Source organism: Methylorubrum pseudosasae, from assembly GCF_029504475.1.
Classification (GTDB): Bacteria; Pseudomonadota; Alphaproteobacteria; order Rhizobiales; family Beijerinckiaceae; genus Methylobacterium; species Methylobacterium extorquens.
The window spans coordinates 2,365,903-2,380,851 of the sequence record NZ_JAQGDU010000002.1; the positions used below are offsets into that span (position 1 = coordinate 2,365,903).

At 69.1% G+C, this 14,949-nt stretch carries 16 protein-coding genes; 13 read left to right on the forward strand and 3 right to left on the reverse strand.

Translation table 11 applies throughout. From position 1 onward, the window contains the following. Positions 1–7: 7 nt before the first annotated feature. Complete coding sequence (locus M2437_RS12020; RefSeq protein WP_253387537.1) at positions 8–907, reverse strand: MBL fold metallo-hydrolase; 900 nt, start codon at positions 905–907, stop codon at positions 8–10. Between the two features lie 344 nt (positions 908–1,251). Here M2437_RS12020 and M2437_RS12025 point away from each other — a divergent pair, with 344 nt between their 5' ends. After that, positions 1,252–1,986 (forward strand): DUF4336 domain-containing protein, encoded by a 735-nt coding sequence (locus M2437_RS12025; protein ID WP_003599108.1) that lies wholly within the window; start codon positions 1,252–1,254, stop codon positions 1,984–1,986. An 87-nt stretch (positions 1,987–2,073) separates the two neighbouring features. After that, positions 2,074–2,886 (forward strand): IS5 family transposase, encoded by an 813-nt coding sequence (locus M2437_RS12030; RefSeq protein ID WP_060768287.1) that lies wholly within the window; start codon positions 2,074–2,076, stop codon positions 2,884–2,886. Between the two features lie 48 nt (positions 2,887–2,934). Here M2437_RS12030 and M2437_RS12035 read toward each other — a convergent pair whose 3' ends face one another. Then, on the reverse strand, positions 2,935–3,132 hold the full coding sequence (locus M2437_RS12035) for a hypothetical protein (RefSeq protein ID WP_003599109.1): 198 nt from the start codon (positions 3,130–3,132) through the stop codon (positions 2,935–2,937). A 149-nt stretch (positions 3,133–3,281) separates the two neighbouring features. Beyond that, on the reverse strand, positions 3,282–4,175 hold the full coding sequence (locus M2437_RS12040) for a S1 family peptidase (protein ID WP_253387538.1): 894 nt from the start codon (positions 4,173–4,175) through the stop codon (positions 3,282–3,284). A 370-nt stretch (positions 4,176–4,545) separates the two neighbouring features. On the opposite strand from M2437_RS12040, the gene M2437_RS12045 reads away from it, so the two are divergent. From M2437_RS12045 to M2437_RS12095, 11 genes are all read left to right on the forward strand, one after another. After that, the gene (locus tag M2437_RS12045) at positions 4,546–6,426 is read left to right on the forward strand and encodes a methanol/ethanol family PQQ-dependent dehydrogenase (protein ID WP_003599114.1); all 1,881 of its coding nucleotides are present in this window, start codon (positions 4,546–4,548) and stop codon (positions 6,424–6,426) included. 261 nt (positions 6,427–6,687) lie between these two features. Next, positions 6,688–7,590: a methanol oxidation system protein MoxJ gene (moxJ, locus tag M2437_RS12050; protein WP_238507210.1), complete on the forward strand. Its 903-nt coding sequence runs from the start codon at positions 6,688–6,690 to the stop codon at positions 7,588–7,590. A gap of 142 nt (positions 7,591–7,732) precedes the next feature. Further along, on the forward strand, positions 7,733–8,326 hold the full coding sequence (moxG, locus tag M2437_RS12055) for a cytochrome c(L), periplasmic (protein ID WP_015824265.1): 594 nt from the start codon (positions 7,733–7,735) through the stop codon (positions 8,324–8,326). Positions 8,327–8,431: 105 nt separating this feature from the next. Continuing rightward, a complete protein-coding gene (locus M2437_RS12060; protein WP_015824264.1) occupies positions 8,432–8,722 on the forward strand; it encodes a methanol dehydrogenase [cytochrome c] subunit in 291 nt (96 codons plus the stop codon). A 148-nt stretch (positions 8,723–8,870) separates the two neighbouring features. Beyond that, positions 8,871–9,902: an AAA family ATPase gene (locus M2437_RS12065; RefSeq protein ID WP_253387539.1), complete on the forward strand. Its 1,032-nt coding sequence runs from the start codon at positions 8,871–8,873 to the stop codon at positions 9,900–9,902. After that, entirely contained in the window at positions 9,899–10,768 is an 870-nt protein-coding gene (locus tag M2437_RS12070) for a DUF58 domain-containing protein (RefSeq protein ID WP_253387540.1), read from the forward strand. The genes M2437_RS12065 and M2437_RS12070 overlap by 4 nt, the downstream gene beginning before the upstream one ends. Positions 10,769–10,773: 5 nt before the next feature. Beyond that, positions 10,774–11,697, forward strand: coding sequence for a nonribosomal peptide synthetase MxaA (locus M2437_RS12075; protein ID WP_253387541.1), 924 nt, complete (start codon positions 10,774–10,776; stop codon positions 11,695–11,697). A 4-nt stretch (positions 11,698–11,701) separates the two neighbouring features. Further along, positions 11,702–12,769 (forward strand): vWA domain-containing protein, encoded by a 1,068-nt coding sequence (locus tag M2437_RS12080; RefSeq protein ID WP_253387542.1) that lies wholly within the window; start codon positions 11,702–11,704, stop codon positions 12,767–12,769. Next, positions 12,769–13,395 carry an MxaK protein gene (locus tag M2437_RS12085; RefSeq protein ID WP_253387543.1) on the forward strand — a complete coding sequence of 209 codons (627 nt, stop codon included), beginning with the start codon at positions 12,769–12,771 and terminating at the stop codon, positions 13,393–13,395. Before M2437_RS12080 ends, M2437_RS12085 begins: the two co-directional genes overlap by 1 nt. Further along, a complete protein-coding gene (locus M2437_RS12090) occupies positions 13,392–14,402 on the forward strand; it encodes a vWA domain-containing protein (RefSeq protein ID WP_373691117.1) in 1,011 nt (336 codons plus the stop codon). The genes M2437_RS12085 and M2437_RS12090 overlap by 4 nt, the downstream gene beginning before the upstream one ends. Then, positions 14,402–14,932, forward strand: a complete 531-nt coding sequence (locus tag M2437_RS12095; RefSeq protein WP_003607917.1) for an SRPBCC family protein — start codon at positions 14,402–14,404, stop codon at positions 14,930–14,932. The genes M2437_RS12090 and M2437_RS12095 overlap by 1 nt, the downstream gene beginning before the upstream one ends. The last annotated feature ends 17 nt before the right edge of the window (positions 14,933–14,949 follow it).

The following is a 14,949-nucleotide window of genomic DNA, read 5'->3' on the forward strand; positions in this document are numbered from 1 at the left end:
GCCGGCCTCACGGCGAACGGTAGGCGGAGCCGTCCTCGGCCCGCGCCGGCGTCTCGACGTAGCGGCCCTGATCCGGCACGGCGACGCGCTCGAAGTCTTGCGCCAGCGCATCGAGGCCGCGGCGCAGTTCCGGCCCATGGAGGGCGCGTCCGTGGCCCGTCACCGCCCGTTCGGGCTTGAGCGCCGCGAGGCTGCGCACCGAGCTGCCCGCGGCCGGCCAGTCGATGGTCAGATACATCGGCGGGCCGTGCACCTCCGGCTCCTGGGTGGCCACGGCATAGGCTGATTCCTGGGCGGTGGTGACGAAGGCGTCACCCACGATCAGGCTGCCGTCGGCCTCGCGCCAGAACGAAACGTGGCCCGGCGCGTGGCCCGGCGTATGGAGCCAGCGCCAGCCCGGCATCGGCGGCACGCTGCCGTCGGCGGGCAGCATTTGCAGGCGCGACGACACGTTCACGGGCTTGGTGGGGTAGAGCGGCGCGATGCGCGCCATCAGGCCGCCACCGACGCTCGGATCCGGCGTCGGGTAGGCGGCGCTGCCATCGAGATAAGGGCGTTCGAGCCCATGGGCGTAGACCGGGGCGTCCCACTCTTCCGCCAGATCCTCCAACACGCCGACATGGTCGAAATGGCCGTGGGTCAGCACGATGGCCGCCGGGCGCGCACCCTCGCCGAAGCGGGCGGCGGCAGCGCTGCGGATCGCGGCCTTCGAGCCGGGAATGCCGGCATCGACGAGGACCCAGTTGCGGTCACCCGCGCCGGGGGAGCCGACGAACACGACATTGGCCAGAACGAGGCGGCGGTAGGCGAGATCGGGCGCGATCTCGTGGGTGCCGTCGTCGCGCTCGGCATCGGCCCGCGGATCGTCGGCGCGGGCCTCGCGGCTGATCGGGATCTGCTGCGCCATGGCCTTCTCCTGTGCGAGGTGGGACGGGAGCCGGCGAGCGTTCCGGCTGTGCGGGACGGGGCGTCACGGGAAGAGTCGTCACGGGAAGGCTGGCGCGAAAGCTTTGTTCCCGCCCCGCGACAGGACAGAAACGACGACCGCGGAGCATTCATTCGGAAACCGAGCGCGCGCGCTCCGGTTGAAAGTCTATCGGTCGCCAGGGCGACCCGGCCTTTGCGATCTCAGGGTCCGTCACCGTGCCGTTGCTGTCCCGTGCCCCCGTCTCGATGCTTCTGTCACGCGGCTGCCGAGCGGCGGCTTCATGATCGGCCTTCCGCAAAACCCTCGATTCCGGACCCGCTGCCGTGAGTGATCCCACCTATCCGCCCCTCGACAGGCTCAAGCCCGTGGCCTTCGGTCTCTGGATCGTGGACAGCGGCCCGATCCACGCCGCCGGTCTGCCGCTGCCCGTGCGCATGACCGTCGTGCGGCTCGCCGACGGCGGCGTATGGCTGCACTCGCCGACCCGCTACGACGCGCGCCTGCACCGCGAGATCGAGGCGCTTGGGCCGATCCGCCACCTCGTCGCGCCCAATGTCGGGCACTGGACCTATCTGAAGGAATGGCAGCGGCATTGTCCGCAGGCCCTGACCTGGGCCGCCCCGAACCTGCGCGAGCGCCGGCAGGTCCGTCAGGCGGGCGTGCGGCTCGATCGGGACCTCGGCGACGCGGCTCCGCCTGAATGGGCCGACGACCTGTCGCAAGTCGTGGTGCCCGGCGGCTTCGGCTTTCGCGAAGTCGCCTTCTTCCATGCCGCCTCGGCGACGCTGATCCTGACCGACCTCGTGCTGAACCTGGAACCGGAGAAGCTCCCGCCCCTGATGCGCCCGCTCCTGCGGATCGCCGGTGCGACCGCGCCCGATGGACGGGCGCCGATCTATCTCAGGCTGGTGGTGCGCCTGCGCAAGCGCGACGCCGCCCGTGCCGCAGCGCAACTCGTCGCCCTGTCGCCGGAGCGGGTGGTGTTCAGCCACGGCGCCTGGTTCGACCGGAACGGCACAGCCGAACTGCGCCGCTCCCTCCGCTGGTTGCTCGACTAAGAGCCCGTCCGATAACGTCCGGCAGGGGTTGAGTGGCCGGAATGGCGGTGATTCCAGAAGGGTGCTGAAGCCTCATCTGGACGTGCCATGTGGACCCCGACCACTCGCCGGCAGCATAACCGTGCGCGCCTTCGATACGAAACCGACCTGACGGATACGGAATGGGCGGTGATCGCGCCCATGATGCCAGAGCCCGCCTCGCGTGGTCGTCCGCCTGTCTGGACGATGCGGGAGGTCCTGAACGCGATCTTCTACGTGCTGCGCGGCGGCATCGCATGGCGGTTGATCCCAAAGGATCTCCCTCCGCGCAGCACGACGTTCGGCTACTTCAGCCGCTGGCGGGACGAGGGATTGTTCGGGCGGATCAACCACGCCCTGGTCATGGCCGACCGGGAGCGGGCCGGTCGCGAGGCCTCGCCGACGGCGGCCGTGCTCGACAGCCAGAGCGTGAAGACCACCGAGAGCGGCGGCCCGCGCGGCTACGACGCTGGAAAGAAGGTCAAGGGCCGCAAGCGTCAGGCCCTGGTCGACACGGACGGGCGCGCCCTCGTGCTCGATCCGCAGACCGCCGACATTCAGGATCGCGATGGGGCTGGACCGGTGCTGCGCCTGTCGCGGCGGACCTTCCCGTTCATCGTCAGAGCTTTCGCCGATGCAGGCTATGCCGGCGACAGACCCGCGACCGCCACCGTCATCACCATCGACATCGTGCGCAAACCGAAGGATCAGGTCGGCTTCGCCGTGCATCCACGCCGATGGGTGGTGGAACGCTTCTTCGGATGGATCAGCCGCAACCGACGCCTCTGGAAGGACCCGGAAGCGACCCTCGCCTCGGCCCAGGCCTTCCTCTACGCCGCCGCCGTCATGATCCTCGTCCGAAGGCTCGGGCGAGCATCATGACTTATCGGACGGACTCTAAGGCGAATCGAGCGCTTCTCTGCCGATCGCTCAGGCGTTCGTGCGCCCGCGGTGATTGGGATCGACCCCGCCCTCCGGCGTGGTCTCGTTCTCGACATCACCCTCGAAGGTAGAATCTCCCTCGATCGCCTCCGGGTCGGTTCCGGTCAGCCCCTTCGACTGCCCGATGCCCGGATTGCCCTTCAGGTCGGCATCGCTCGGCGTATCCGTCTTCAGATGCTTCGACATGCGAACGTCGTCTCCCGGTGTTTCGGTTTGAGTCCGGGCAACCGGGGTTCTCGGAGGGTGTTCCAGGCGCATCCTGTCTCACCCGCGCAAGCGAAACCGGGCTCGGCCACGGGAATCCTTCGTTCTCGAGCGCTCGTGCGGGTCGCGGCTCACGGCGCCTGCGGCGTCGTGTCCTCCCGCTGCGCCCGGCGCAGGGCGTCGAGCAACGCGCCCTCGATGAGCAGGGCGGAGCCGTAATGGAACTCGATGTCGAAGGCGTGCCGGGAGTTCATGGAGAGCGAGGCGCTCTGCATCGCGACGAGCCGCCCCGCCTCGTCGAACAGGCCCGAGCCGGAGCCGCCGTAGCCGTCGTTGCAATCGTGGCGGGCTCGCCGGATGCCGCCTTCCGTCGGCGGGTCGATCCGGCGCACGGTGCAGGTCTCCAGGCTGCTGTCGCCCCGGTAGTTCTGGTGACCGCCGGGGGCGACCAGGGACACGGCGAGCGACAGGTCGCCGGTGGAAAGGTCGGGGGGTGCATCGGGCACCGGCTGGCGCGGCGCCTCGGCCGGTCGCGCGAGGCGGAGCAGCGCCCAATCGTCGGTGATGTGGAGGCGCGTCGCGTCCGCAGCAACGCCGAGATGCAGGCTCTCGGCGACGAAATCGTAGTTGCGGCCGCCGATCTGGAAGTAGCAGTCGCCGACCTGCCGCGTCGTTTCGAGCTGCCGGTTGCGGAAGTTGTGCGCGTTCAGCATCACGAGCGATGGCGTGCCGATCAGCCACGCGGCGGCCGCCTTTTGCGGCACGCCGTCCGAACGGCGGCACCAGAGGACGCCCGCCCCCGGATAGCGGACGCGGTCGCTACTCGTCAGGTCGCGGCGCCCGTCCTGGGGATAGAGCGCCGCCGTTTCTGTGATGTCCCGTACGCGCTCTCGGGTCGGTGCGGCGGTATCGGGCGGCGGGTGCGGCGCATCGTCTCCAAGTGCGGTGCCGCCCCCGGCCCAAACCACGAGGGCGAGGAGCCCGCACACCGCCAGCCTCCCCTGCGCGCGCTGCCCCTGCGCCATGGCCGACAAGCCTCCCGCTTGGTCGGGCCGCTTCGCGAGGGCCCGTTGACGACAACGGTGCGATGGGTCCCGGCCCCGGTCAAGACGATGCCAATACGTTGCGACACTACGCCTTGGCACTTTTAGAATTGCCTTATCGTCCTGATAAGAAATGTCCGACCAGCTAAAGACATCGCGTCCAATCAAAGCCTAGAAAATATAGGCGAAGGGACGCTAATAAGTCTTTCATAAGACCGCGCAAATCTAATAATATCCTTAGATTCACGATGCGGCACTTCGGATGACTTCCGAGCGAGCCTGGAACCTCAGAAAAACGTCTGAGAGATACCGCGAGGCCGAAAGGCGAGGCGGTTCAGCGAGGAGACGCAGGATGAGCAGGTTTGTGACATCAGTCTCGGCCTTGGCGATGCTGGCGCTCGCGCCGGCCGCGCTGTCGAGCGGGGCCTACGCCAACGATAAGCTGGTCGAGCTGTCGAAGAGCGACGACAACTGGGTGATGCCCGGCAAGAACTACGACTCGAACAACTTCAGCGACCTGAAGCAGATCAACAAGGGCAACGTGAAGCAGCTTCGGCCGGCTTGGACGTTCTCGACCGGCCTGCTGAACGGCCACGAGGGTGCGCCGCTCGTCGTCGACGGCAAGATGTACATCCACACCTCGTTCCCGAACAACACCTTCGCTCTCGGCCTCGACGATCCGGGCACGATCCTGTGGCAGGACAAGCCGAAGCAGAACCCGGCCGCCCGCGCCGTCGCCTGCTGTGACCTCGTCAACCGCGGCCTCGCCTACTGGCCCGGCGACGGCAAGACCCCCGCGCTGATCCTCAAGACCCAGCTCGACGGCAACGTGGCCGCCCTCAACGCCGAGACCGGCGAGACGGTGTGGAAGGTCGAAAACTCCGACATCAAGGTCGGTTCGACGCTCACGATCGCCCCCTACGTCGTGAAGGACAAGGTCATCATCGGGTCCTCGGGCGCCGAGCTCGGCGTGCGCGGCTACCTGACCGCCTACGACGTGAAGACCGGCGAGCAGGTGTGGCGCGCCTATGCCACGGGTCCGGACAAGGACCTGCTGCTGGCCTCCGACTTCAACATCAAGAACCCCCATTACGGCCAGAAGGGCCTCGGCACCGGCACCTGGGAGGGCGATGCCTGGAAGATCGGCGGCGGCACCAACTGGGGCTGGTACGCCTACGATCCGGGCACGAACCTGATCTACTTCGGCACCGGCAACCCGGCGCCGTGGAACGAGACCATGCGTCCGGGCGACAACAAGTGGACGATGACGATCTTCGGCCGCGATGCCGATACGGGTGAAGCCAAGTTCGGCTACCAGAAGACCCCGCACGACGAGTGGGACTACGCCGGCGTCAACGTCATGATGCTCTCCGAGCAGAAGGACAAGGACGGCAAGGCCCGCAAGCTGCTGACCCACCCGGACCGCAACGGCATCGTCTACACGCTCGACCGGACCGACGGCGCGCTCGTCTCGGCGAACAAGCTCGACGACACGGTCAACGTGTTCAAGTCGGTGGATCTCAAGACCGGCCAGCCGGTGCGCGATCCCGAATACGGCACCCGGATGGACCACCTCGCCAAGGACATCTGCCCCTCGGCGATGGGCTACCACAACCAGGGTCACGACTCGTACGATCCGAAGCGTGAACTGTTCTTCATGGGCATCAACCACATCTGCATGGATTGGGAGCCCTTCATGCTTCCCTATCGTGCGGGTCAGTTCTTCGTCGGTGCGACGTTGAACATGTATCCGGGCCCGAAGGGCGACCGTCAGAACTACGAAGGTCTCGGCCAGATCAAGGCGTACAACGCGATCACCGGCGACTATAAGTGGGAGAAGATGGAGCGCTTCGCCGTGTGGGGCGGCACCATGGCCACCGCGGGCGACCTCGTCTTCTACGGCACGCTCGACGGCTACCTGAAGGCGCGCGACTCCGACACGGGTGACCTTCTCTGGAAGTTCAAGATCCCGTCCGGCGCCATCGGCTACCCGATGACCTACACCCACAAGGGCACGCAGTACGTCGCCATCTACTACGGCGTCGGCGGCTGGCCGGGTGTCGGCCTCGTGTTCGACCTCGCCGACCCGACCGCCGGTCTCGGCGCGGTGGGCGCCTTCAAGAAACTCGCCAACTACACCCAGATGGGTGGCGGCGTGGTGGTGTTCTCGCTCGACGGCAAGGGTCCCTACGACGATCCGAACGTCGGCGAGTGGAAGTCGGCCGCCAAGTAAGGTCTGAAGCCGGAACTGCCCGACGGCAGATGCGAACCGTCCCTCCCCCGCTCACCCGGGGGAGGGACGGGGCCGAGATGGCGCGGGCACGAACGGCTCGTGACGGTCCGCGCCACCTCATGTTCCTCTCCGCAGACCCTCGTCCCGCGCGCCGACGTTGCGCAGGCGATCGTCCGCACGGGGAGATGCGCCAAGGGCAGGTCTCAGCCGCAAAAGCCCGGCGCCAAGATTTCATAAGAATAAGCCAGAGGAAACGAACCTATGTCGCTCGTGAACGGACGGCGCCGTACAGCCGCATCGGTCGTCGCTCTGACCGCTGCCCTGACCGCCTTCGCCGCCCTGTGCGCACCCGCCCAGGCGCAGGACACGAAAGCCACCTCGAAAGCCGCCGAGGCCGCGAAACCCGATGCCGGGACCTTGCGCGTCTGCGCCGCCGAGCAGCCGCCGCTCTCGATGAAGGACGGCTCGGGACTCGAGAACCGCATCGCGACGACGGTGGCCGAGGCCATGGGCCGCAAGGCCCAGTTCGTATGGCTCGGAAAGCCCGCGATCTACCTCGTGCGCGACGGGCTGGAGAAGAAGACCTGCGACGTGGTGATCGGGCTCGATGCCGACGATCCCCGGGTGCTCACCAGCAAGCCCTATTACCGCTCGGGCTACGTCTTCCTCACCCGCGCCGACAAGGATCTCGACATCAAGTCCTGGTCCGATCCGCGCCTGAAGGACGTCAGCCACATGGTGGTCGGCTTCGGCACGCCCGGCGAGGCGATGCTCAAGGATATCGGCCGCTACGAGGAGGACATGGCCTACCTCTACTCGCTGGTGAACTTTCGCGCGCCGCGGAATCAATACACCCAGATCGATCCGGCCCGGATGGTGAGCGAGGTCGCCACCGGCAAGGCCGAGGTCGGCGTGGCCTTCGGGCCCGACGTCGCCCGCTACGTGCGCGATTCCTCGACCAAGCTGCGCATGACCCCCGTGCCCGACGACACGCAGGCCAGCGACGGCCGGAAGATGCCGCAGAGCTTCGACCAAGCGATGGGCGTGCGCAAGGACGACACCGCCCTGAAAGCAGAGATCGACGCCGCCCTGGAGAAGGCCAAGCCGAAGATCGAAGCGATCCTGAAGGAGGAGGGCGTGCCCGTGCTGCCCGTCTCCAACTGATCCCGACCGAGAGCCGTATCCGACCTGATGGCATCAGGCCGCCGTCTCTAAACCTTTGTTTTAACACGCTTTCTTTCGCCGAGCCGGCGTCCACTTCGTCGGAAAGCGTTCTAAACGTGTGCTGAGGACCAAGAACAAGACGATGATGAACCGCGTAAAGATCGGAACCGCCCTTCTCGGCTTCGCGCTCGCCGGCATTGCCCTGCCCGCGCTCGCCCAGCCGCAATCCGGGCCGCAGACCGGCGTCGTGTTCCGCAACACCGTGACCGGCGAGGCGCTCGACGTGTCGCAAGGCAAGGAGGGCGGCCGCGACACGCCCGCCGTGAAGAAGTTCCTCGAGACCGGCGAGAACCTCTACATTGACGACAAGTCCTGCCTGCGGAATGGCGAGAGCCTGTTCGCGACCTCCTGCTCGGGCTGCCACGGCCACCTCGCCGAGGGCAAGCTCGGGCCGGGTCTGAACGACAATTACTGGACCTACCCGTCCAACACCACGGATGTGGGCCTGTTCGCCACAATCTTCGGCGGCGCCAACGGCATGATGGGCCCGCACAACGAGAATCTGACGCCCGACGAGATGCTTCAGACCATCGCCTGGATTCGCCACCTCTATACGGGGCCGAAGCAGGACGCCGTCTGGCTCAACGACGAGCAGAAGAAGGCCTACACGCCCTACAAGCAGGGCGAAGTCATCCCGAAGGACGCCAAGGGCCAGTGCAAGCCGCTGGACGAGTGATCCTTCGGGGTTTCGGGCCGGGCTTGAACCGGCGCGATCGAGGGGGCGGGATCGCCGCTCGCGACAAGTCCCAACAAGAGCAAGTCCCATAAAGTGGAGGAAACCATGAAGACCACTCTCATCGCCGCCGCCATCGTCGCCCTGTCCGGCATCGCCGCCCCGGCGCTCGCCTATGACGGCACCAAGTGCAAGGCCGCGGGCAATTGCTGGGAGCCGAAGCCCGGCTTCCCCGAGAAGATCGCCGGCTCCAAATACGATCCCAAGCACGATCCCAAGGAGCTGAACAAGCAGGCCGATTCCATCAAGCAGATGGAAGAGCGCAACAAGAAGCGCGTCGAGAACTTCAAGAAGACCGGCAAGTTCGAATACGACGTCGCCAAGATCTCGGCGAACTGATCCGCTGAGGGTCCGCCTCTCCCTTTCGGATCTCGGGCCTGTCCGGGATCCGTCCTGACCTGCCGGATCGGGCAGGCCCGATCCGGAGCGGGAGGGGCGGACACCGTGTGAGGGCGCTCCCAACGACAAGAAAAAGGCCAACCGCCGAATGAACACCTTGCGCCCCGGCGACGCCATGCTCACCGACTGGCGGGACGCGGCCGCGCGTTTCGAGCGCGAGATCGCCAAGGCCGTGGTCGGTCAGGACCGGGCGATCCGCCTGCTGACGATCGCGATCTTCGCCCGCGGCCACGTCATGCTCGAAGGCGATGTCGGCGTCGGCAAGACCACGCTGCTGCGCGCGGTCGCCCGCGGGCTCGGCGGCGCCTACGAGCGCGTCGAGGGCACCGTCGACATGATGCCCACCGACCTGATCTACCACACCTATCTCGGCGAGGACGGCCGCCCGCGGGTCGAGCCCGGCCCGGTGCTGCGGCGCGCCGAAGACCTCTCGGTGTTCTTCTTCAACGAGATCAACCGCGCCCGGCCCCAGGTCCACGCGCTGCTGCTGCGCATCATGGCCGAGCGCAGCGTCAGCGCCTTCAATCGCGAGTACCGCTTCCCCAATCTCCAGGTCTTCGCCGACCGCAACCGGGTCGAGCGCGACGAGACCTTCGAGCTGCCGGCCGCCGCCCGCGACCGCTTCCTCATGGAGATCGGCATGGAGGCGCCGCGCGACGCGCAGGCCCGCCGCGACCTCGTATTCGATCCCCGCTTCCACGACACCGACCGGCTCACCGAAGTGGTCGAGGCCGGTGTGCTCGACTTCGAGCGCATTGGCACCATCGCCAGCGCGATCCAGCACGCGATCTCGGCCGAGCCGGCGATCGAGGCCTACGTCGTCGGCCTGTGGGAGGCGCTGGTGCGCCCCGGCCCCGCCGGCATCCGCTTGCCCGGCATCGACATGGACCGCCTCGTGCAGGGTGGCGCCTCGCCCCGCGGCGTCGCCTTCCTCGTGCGCGCCGCCCGCGTCCGCGCTTGGCTGGAAGGCCGGGATTGGCTGGTGCCGGAGGATATCCGCGCCGTCTTCCCCGAGGTGATGGCCCACCGCGTCTTCCTCGAACCGGTCTACGAGATGCGGCGCACGCAGATCGTGCCCGACCTGATCCGTGCGGTGTTCGAGACGGTGCCCGCCCCGTGAGCGGTCCGGAGGACGGGGTCAACGACGGGGCCGACATCATCTACCTCCCGCGCTGGCGGCCGGGCGGGCACAGGGTCGGCGCCCATCGCGGGCGCGATGCCGGCGGCCTCGGCACGTTTCGCGATCAGGTCAGCTTCCTGCGCCTGCCGGATGCGCGGCGCATCGATGTGCGCGCGTCGCTGCGCGACCCGTTCGAGGGCGTGTTCGTGCGCCGCTTCGAGGCGCGCAGCCCGGTCGAGACCTACGCCCTGGTCGATCTCTCCGCCTCGATGCGCTTCCGCGGCCGGGCCGACCGGCGCGAACTGGCGGCCGGGTTCTGCACCACGCTCGCCCGCTCGGCGACCCGGATCGGCGACGGCTTCGGCCTGATCGCCTGCGACGACACCCTACGCGAGGACCTCACCCTCCCCGCGACCCGCCACCGGGCCGCCGCCCAGGCCGCCGCCACGCGCCTCGGCGAGGCGGCCTGCAACGGACGCGGCGCCGGGGGGCTGCTGGAGGCGGCGCGCCGTCTCGCCGGGCGCCCGAAGCTGATCTTCCTCGTCTCCGATTTCCGCTGGCCGGAGGCGCTGATCGAGGCGGTCTTCTCGGCGCTGGCGCTGCACGACGTGACCCCGGTGCTGGTCGCCGATTCCGCCGAGGCCGAAGACCTGCCGGCCTGGGGCCTCGTGGAACTCGACGATCTGGAGGGCGCCGGGCGCCGCCTCGTCTTCCTGCGCCCATCCTTGCGCCGCCGCTGGATCGCCCGCGAGGCCGAGCGCATCGAAGCCTTGCGCCGGATCTGCGCCCCCTTCGCCCGTCCGCCCTTCCGGCTCGCCGACCGCTTCGATGCCGAGGCGTTGAGCCGCCACCTGATGACGACGTGAGAGCGATGCGCGCGCTGCCCCTCGCCCTCCTCCTCGCGCTGGTGTCGCTGCCGGCCGCCGCCCAGGTGCGCGGCGTCGAGCTGCGCACGCCCCGCGCCTTCGGCTATTTCCAGGGCGACCTCGTGCAGGTCCAGGCCGAGATCCGCGCGGATCCCGGCTTCACCCTGCAGCGATCCTCCCTGCCGAAGCCCGGCCCGGTCACCTACTGGCTCGATCTGCGCGACGTGCGCACGGAGGAGAGCCGGGGCGCGGACGGCGCCCATGTGATCCGGCTGCGCCTGACCTATCAGGACTTCTACGTCGCGCTGGATGCCCGGACCCTTGAAGTGCCGGGCTTTCCCGTCACTGTCGAGAATGCCGGCACGAACGGCTCGACCACGGCGGTGGCACAGGTGCCCGCCTGGAAGATCGGCGTCTCTCCCTTACGCGAGGTGCAGCCCGAGCGGCGCGACGACCCGGCCGAGTACCTGCGGCCCGACGGGCGCGCCCCGCGCCTCGATCCGCAGCCGGCGCTCGCCTCGGCGGCCGGCTTCCTCGCGCTCGCCGTTCTGGCGCTGCTGCTGCTCGCCTACGACCGGGCGTGGTGGATTTTTCGGAAGCGCCGTGGCCGGCCGTTCGCGCTCGCTCAAAAGGCCCTTTACCGGGCGAAGCGGCGCTCGCAGGGAGAAGCCCTGTACCGCGAGGCGCTGCTCGCCCTGCATCGCGGCCTCGACGCCACCGACGGACGCCGGGTGCTCGCCGACGACCTGCCCGACTTCCTCGGCCGCCATCCCGCCTTCCGGGGACAGGCGAGCGGCCTCGAACGATTCTTCTCCGCCTCGCGGCTGGCCTTCTTCGGCCGGGACACCGCCGGGGCCGGGACGACGCTGCCCCTGCCCGAGGCCGAGGCGCTGCTGCGCCGGCTCGGCGCGGTCGAGCGGAGCGCGTGACCCGGTGACGACGCTCCTCCCCTCCCTCGGCCTGGCCACGCCCTGGCTGCTCTGGCTCCTGCCGCTGGCGCTTCTGCCGCTGCTGCTGTCCGTCACCCGGCGCAGCGCGGTCTCCTCGGTCGCCGCCGCACCCGAGGATCCGCTCTCCGCGGGTCTGCGAATCGCCCTGACGGCCGCCGGCATGCTGGCCATCGGCGGCCTCGTCCTGGCGCTCGCCGGGCCGTATCGCGCCGGCGAGCGGGTGACCCGCACCGGCATCGGCGCCCAGATCTCGATGCTGATCGACCGCTCCGGCAGCATGAACGAGACCTTTGCCGGCCGGCAGCCCTCGGGGGCGGAGGAGTCGAAGGCCGCCGCCTCCCGGCGCATCCTGCGCGACTTTGTCGGCGAGCGCGCCCACGACCAGTTCGCGGTGACCGCCTTCTCTACCGCCCCGATGCTGGTCGTGCCGATGACCGATCGGCACGATGCCGTGCGCGCGGCCATCGCCGCCATCGACCGGCCGGGCCTCGATTACACCAACGTCGCCCGCGGCCTCAGCATGGCGCTGTCGCAGTTCGGGGCGGGCGCGCCGGGGGTGTCGCGGGCGCTGCTGCTGGTCTCGGACGGGGCGGCGGTGATCGATCCGCGCATCCAGGCACAGTTGCGCGCGGAATTTACCAAGGTGCAGCCGAACCTCTACTGGCTGTTCCTGCGCACCAAGGGCTCACCCTCGATCACCGACAAGCCCGCGGGCGAGGACACGCCGCAAGCGGCGCCCGAGCGCCATCTCGACCTGTTCTTCAAGAGCCTCGGCGTGCCCTACCGCGCCTTCGAGGCCGAGGGCGCCGAGGCCGTGGCCAACGCCGTGCGCCAGATCGAGGCGCTGGAGCGCGATCCGATCCCCTATACCGAGGAGCGCCCCCGCCGCGACCTCACCGGCTGGGCCTACGCGCTCGCCGCCTTCGGCCTGCTCCTCCTCGTCCTCGCCAAGCTGGCGGAGACCGACTTTCTGCGCGCGCCCGTCCGTGAGCGGAGTGCCGCTGCGGCCGGCCCCGCGCCCGCCGCCGTGTCGAGAAGGGCCGCCGCCTGATGCCCTCCGCCCTCACCCACGCGCCCTCCCCATCCCTGCGCACCCGGCTCGGCGCGGGCTTGGGCCAGGGCTGGCGCAGCCTCCGCCCTACCCTGCTCGTGCTGCTGCCGATCCTGCTGCTCGGGGCCGCCGCCGCCCTTGCGCTCTCGGCTTGGCGGGACGCGCGCACCAACACGGCCATCGCCGAGTTGGAAGCGGGGCGCGACATCGCCGTCCCGCCGGACGCCCCCGACGCGCTCCTCGTCGCGCGGACGAAATTCCTGGCTTTTCGCGATCGCCTCGGCGAGGCGGAGCCGCTGCTGGAAACCCTCGACCATCGGCGGTCCGCCGACGCCGCGGCTCGCGCCCGCTACATCGTCGCCAATGCCCGCATCCGCGAAGCCTTCCGGCTGATCGAGCGCAGCGAACTCGACAAGGCTGGCCCACAGGTCACGCTCGCGCGCCAGGACTACCGCCGGGCGCTCCAGGCCCGGCCCGATTTCTGGGACGCGAAGTTCAACTTCGACGTCGCCTCGCGCCTGATCCGCGACTTTCCGGAATTCGACCGCAAATTCGGCGACGAGTTGAAGGCCGAGCCCAAGCAGATCTGGACCGACATTCCCGGCCAGCCAAGAGGCGGGCCATGAATCCGCGGGCCATGAGGGTGTGGGCCGCGCTTCCCTTTGCGAGAAACCTGCGCGATCGCCGCTTCCAGGCGCTCGCCGCAGCCCTGCTGCTCGCAGGTCTGGCGATCGTCGTGCCGTCGCTGCCGCTGACCCGCTCAGGGGTTTCGGTGCTGGCGGTGGTCGACATCACCGGCAGCATGAACGTGCGCGACTATACCAGCGACGGGCGCCCGGCGAGCCGGCTCGACATCGCCAAGGCGGCCCTGCGCGGTCTGCTGCCCGAGTTGCCCTGCGGCTCGCGCCTCGCGCTCGCCCTGTTCACCGAGCGGCGCCCGTTCCTGCTGTTCGCGCCGATCGAGGTCTGCGCCGATTTCGCGCCGCTCGACGGGGCGATCGCCGCGCTCGACTGGCGCATGGCCTGGGAGGGCGACAGCCGCATCGCGTCCGGCCTCCACCGCGCCCTCACCATGGCCGGCGAACTCGACACCGACCTCCTGTTCATCACCGACGGCCAGGAGACGCCGCCGCTGCCGGCCAACGGCATCCCGCCCTTCGAGGGCAAGGCAGGCGCGGTGCGCGGCCTGATCGTCGGGGCAGGAGGCTACGCGCTCGCGCCGATCCCGAAATTCAATGATCGCGGCCGCGAGACCGGCTTCTACGCCGAGACCGACGTGCAGCAGGAGAACCGCTTCGGCCCGCCCCCGGCCGACGCGGAATCGCGCGAGGGCTACAACCCGCGCAACGCCCCCTTCGGCGGCGCGGCGGCGCGCGGCGAGGAGCATCTCTCCTCCGTGCGCGAGCCGCATCTGAAGGCGCTCGCCGCCCAGACCGGCCTCGCCTACGCCCATCTCGACGGGCCGGACCTGCGCGCGCCCCTTGTCGCGGCCGCCACGCCGCGCCCGCTTCCGAGCCGGCTCGACCCCCGCCCCTTCCTCGGCGCGGCGGCTCTGGCCCTCGTGCTCGCCGTCTTCCTCGCGGGCGCGCTCCGCGCCCACCTCACACCCTTCACCCCCAGCAGGATGTCATAATGCGTCTGTCCCTTCTCGTTCTTCCGCTCGCGCTCGCCGCGACCGCTGCCCTCGCCCACGGCCCGACCCCGCAAAAGGTCTCCCAGTCGATCACGATCAAGGCGAGCCCGGACGCGGTGTGGAAGGTGGCGGGCGACTTCGCCGGCATCGGAAAGTGGCACCCGGCGATCGGGAAGGCCGAGGGCAGCGGCTCGAAGGATGGCGGCACCCGCACGCTGACCTTCAAGAACGGCGGAAAACTCGAAGAGAGCCTCGACGAGTACAAGCCGGAGGGTCGCACCTATTCCTACCGGATGGGCGAGCCGAACCTGACGGCGCTGCCGGTCTCGTCCTACTCGGCGACCTTCACCGTGAGCCCGGAGGGCGACGGCTCCAAGGTCGAGTGGATGGGCCGCTTCTATCGCGGCGATACCGGCAATGAGCCGCCGGAGAACCTCAGCGACGAAGCCGGCAAGGCAGCGATGAACACGTATTTCTCGGAAGGGCTAAAGGGCCTGAAGGCGGCCGTGGAGGGCGGCAAGGGCAAATGAGCCGGTGCATATGAGGC